We start from the raw sequence: 3,226 nt of genomic DNA on the forward strand, positions 1-3,226 counted from the left end.
GTATGCGGAGGTCGGATGATCTGTCGCGCGCTGCATTCGTGGGAGACGTCGTTGAATTCCGGCACGGAATAACATCGCGACCTAAGGCAAGAAGTAGCACCCCGTGCGAAGCTCGCCGCGCTTAGCGTCGTTGCGGTAGAGCGACTCACAGGCCTCAATATGGGTCGCCGTACCGAACTAAGAACACGATCGCAGACACAAATGAGTACACCAAAAATGTGAGACCGAGCCACGAGCAGGCCAGCCGACTTGTTTCATATTCGGCTCGCTTGAGCCGCGGAAACATTAGCACGAGACCAGCCACCTGGACGACAGACAAGGCGAGGTAAGACCAATCTTTAAATACCCACACCAGCGGTGCAAAATGTACGGCGACGCACAGTGCAATCCACCAGCCAAACCATCGATAACGGTCGCGGACCTTCAAGAGGATTGCGCCACCACCGATGAACAGGCTCATCACGATGAAGGTAGCTCCAAAAACCCACCAGCCGCCATCGTCCAGCGCACTTGAAGTGTTCCAATTGCGCCCGACGACAACTCCGAAGGCGGCGGCGATGATCAGTCCAATCGCAGAACCGACCCATAGCGGCAGCCGAGATTTAGGTGCTGGGTCCTCATGTGCCATACCAAACCACACAGCCACCATAACCCCGAACAGGGCAATGGTGAATGCTTGATCTCGCATGAATTCGGTGATCAAAGGCTTTGTCCGCTCGTCTGTGCGTGGGCTTCGACTTCGTTGATTTCTAGGAGGTCGCCGTATGCCATGGATTGGTCTTCGGGTCAGCCTACCAGAGCAACGACGGTCTCCAGCAGGAGAGGTATGTCGGGCTTGAGCAGCGGAGGCAGCGCGGCAGCCCCTGCAAGCACACCGTCAGGCCAGCGCGCAGCATACGAAGTGCAGCGCGCTTCCAGCCCAAGGCAGCCGTTTCCGCGACGTATTTGCCCCCGCCGGAGCGTCGGCGGGTCACAGGATCACCCCGCACGCCTTGTGCGCGGCGACGTCGAGCCAACCTCAGGTCAGCCCGTTCGAGGCCGTGGTGATTGCCAGCGCGGCGAGGTTGGACTTAATGGCGCCTGGTGACGTAACGCGGTTGAATTCCGATGCTGTGGCCTCTGCCTACTTGCATCCACTGGCGGACGCTGTCCAGGTGGGCCACATCCTGCGGGGCCCGGCGCACTGCGTCATCGCCCAGATGCAGCGGACAGTTGATCCCACCTCGAAGGCGGGTGCTGTAAGGCTCGTTCTCGATCTCGTTACACCACCGGTGATCGAGGTACGTTGAGATCCGCGTGAGAAGTGGAGCCTGCTCGGCGACTGCGCAAAACGAAGACCTCAAGCAGCGTACAAATAACAATCGTCGCCAAATTGACGACAAGAGAAGCAACCATTGGGTTGGTTACAGTCCAGCTGCCATCAAGACCAACCGCTATCGGAAGGGTGTTCATATACATGGGTATTCCCAAGAACTCAGAGCTTGAACCTACCGACCAAGCATTGCTATCGAGGCTATATATATTCCAGAAGACGATAATTTCGCAAGTGATCAAGCCTACGAACAATATTCCGAAGATCAGTAACTGTGTAGTCAGGCCACGCCCTAATCTAGCGATTCGGCACAAGACCCACACAAGTGTCACGAAAGCAGCCAAAGAGAGCAATTTACCTGCATATAGGAACGCTACGGAGGCAAGCTGCGCCTCGGCTTGATTCGAAGTCAGTGCATAGCCAGTGACAGTAGTTAGACCAATGGCCACGGTTCCCAGCAAAAGTGGGAGTACCTTGAGAGTGAACTTCTTGGCCGGAGACTGCGTAGACATGTGGAACAACAAATCGTGGTCCCGCACGATGTAGTTGAATAGGTGCATGGCTACATAAACAGCTGCCGCGCACGAGATCAGGATAACGGCGAAAACCCATGTTACCCCTGAGACGGGGTTGTTGGCCCAACGCTCGAATCCGAGAGCAAGTACAAGTAGCAGAAGCGAGAAGGCAAAGAAGTGCAAATGTTTACGTAGCTCAACCGTCCACTCACGCATTACGGATCACCTTCTTAAAAGTTTCTTCAAGCCCGCCGGAATTTTGAAGTACGTTGACTTTTTCGTGCATCAAGAGCTTACCGTCGTGGAGCACGAGACATTCATTGAATAGGCTTTCCAACCCTGTAATTAGGTGGGTGCTGATTACCACTGCAGCACCCGAAGGCCGATGGCGCTCAATGAGTTCTAAAACCAGATCTCGGGTCACCGGGTCGACTGCCGCCAATGGCTCATCAAACAAATACAAGTTGGACCGGCGCGCCAGCATCATGCCCAGTGACAGCTGTTCCATCATCCCTTTGGACAATTGGGAGAGCTTCAGCGATCGATCAAGTTTTAGGTCAGATAGGATCTCTTCGGCGATGTCGACAGAAAAATCACTATAGTACCGCTGCAGAAGTTCAGGACATTCTGATACACGAAGAAAGTCGTAAAGGTACGGTTTGTCTGGCAGAAACACGGGTCGATTAGAACCTGCAATGGATACAGAACCGTGCCCCATGCTCAGCATTCCTGCCATGGCTTTCAAGAGCGTGGTCTTACCAGCACCGTTTTGACCGAATAGCCCAACAATTCCTGAGGATTCCGTCAACTTAAACGAAATAGGCGAGAGGCTGAATCGTTTACCGCGCCGAACTACGACTTGATCTACCTCGAGTAGATTCATATTCCAATAATCTCCATGTACATACCGATTGTTATATGTAGCCCGTATACGACCACTAGAACCCAACTTAGGGTCTTGACGACTCGGATCCATCGTGGATTGCTCTTGCGGTCGTTGAGCTCATTGACGTGAACCAAGGCCAGTAAGACCCTATAGCCATCTGACCCTAAAAGTGGGATAGCGTTGTACAACAAACTGACTATAGCAAATATCAATGCGCTTTTTAGGTTATCCGAGTGAATAAAAGTGCCGTTGATAATGATTAATACTGCATTCACAGCGAAGTTGACCCAGTACTGCTGCGCTACCACCCCGGGAAGCCGCAACCGTCGTGTACGAACTCGACGCCTCACTGCGTCGGGTCGGCGCATATTGCAGGAGGGACTCTGCGTGCAGGCAGAGGTTGGTATGTGCGGCGACGTCGTGGAGTTTAGATTTAACGTCTAACTTTTAGAGCTTTAGATGCCTGGTTTTTATAGGGCGGACTCTAGCGGTCGATGCAACACCAGACGGCTA

General features: G+C 53.4%; 3 protein-coding genes. All 3 read right to left on the bottom strand.

Annotation, left to right across the window (positions count from 1 at the left end):
• Positions 1–154 precede the first annotated feature (154 nt).
• Positions 155–703, bottom strand: coding sequence for a hypothetical protein (locus ACT3TP_RS18495; RefSeq protein ID WP_443438201.1), 549 nt, complete (start codon positions 701–703; stop codon positions 155–157).
• A 557-nt stretch (positions 704–1,260) separates the two neighbouring features.
• Positions 1,261–2,043 carry a hypothetical protein gene (locus tag ACT3TP_RS18500; RefSeq protein WP_444617259.1) on the bottom strand — a complete coding sequence of 261 codons (783 nt, stop codon included), beginning with the start codon at positions 2,041–2,043 and terminating at the stop codon, positions 1,261–1,263.
• Positions 2,036–2,710 (bottom strand): ATP-binding cassette domain-containing protein, encoded by a 675-nt coding sequence (locus tag ACT3TP_RS18505; protein WP_444621265.1) that lies wholly within the window; start codon positions 2,708–2,710, stop codon positions 2,036–2,038. Before ACT3TP_RS18505 ends, ACT3TP_RS18500 begins: the two co-directional genes overlap by 8 nt.
• Positions 2,711–3,226 lie beyond the last annotated feature (516 nt).

This window comes from Glutamicibacter sp. AOP38-B1-38, from assembly GCF_052377485.1.
Taxonomy (GTDB): Bacteria; Actinomycetota; Actinomycetes; order Actinomycetales; family Micrococcaceae; genus Glutamicibacter.

What these genes read in the sequence shown, in the direction of transcription:
- ACT3TP_RS18500 (WP_444617259.1), bottom strand. Translation starts at nt 2,043, where the DNA reads ATGCGTGAGTGGACGGTTGAGCTACGTAAACATTTGCACTTCTTTGCC.
- ACT3TP_RS18505 (WP_444621265.1), bottom strand. Translation starts at nt 2,710, where the DNA reads ATGAATCTACTCGAGGTAGATCAAGTCGTAGTTCGGCGCGGTAAACGA.